Here is a 490-nt window from a genome sequence, read left to right on the forward strand (position 1 = left end):
CGGCGCAAATCCCAGGGCCTGTTCGCCGGCAAGCGCACCGCCGGCAGTGCGCCAGCGAAGAAGGGTCAGGAGGCCGGGCGGTTTTTCGCTTCGATCCACTGCGCCATGTACTGGGTGCTCTTGTGATGGTGGTGACGCAGCATGGCGCCAGTGAAGTTGTCCCGGCGCAGTTGCTCCAGGTGCTGGCGGCAGTGTTGCAGGCGCTGGATCAGCGCCGGGCCGTGGACTTGCTGGCGGTAGCGCGCTTCGAGCAACTGCCGGCCATCCGCCTGGGCCTGCTCCCACAGCTGCCGGTCCTGATAGAGGCGCACCGCGGCCGCCGCCAGGCCACTGGCGGATTCAGCCACCGCCCCCGGCCATGGCAGGCCGTCCTGGGACATGGATTCGCTGCCCACCGGGGTGGTGACGCTGGGCGTGCCGCAAAGCATGGCATCGAGCAGCTTGCCCTTGATCCCGGCGCCGAAACGCAGGGGCGCCAGGCAGATCCGCG

The 490-nt window shown here is 69.4% G+C and carries 1 protein-coding gene; it reads right to left on the reverse strand.

All coding sequences use genetic code 11. The features are described 5' to 3' along the window. Positions 1-65 precede the first annotated feature (65 nt). On the reverse strand, positions 66-490 hold a 425-nt coding region (locus F6S12_RS32880), incomplete at its 5' end, for a glycosyltransferase (protein WP_315870005.1).

Source organism: Pseudomonas sp. JV245A (genome assembly GCF_032424515.1).
Taxonomy (GTDB): domain Bacteria; phylum Pseudomonadota; class Gammaproteobacteria; order Pseudomonadales; family Pseudomonadaceae; genus Aquipseudomonas; species Aquipseudomonas protegens.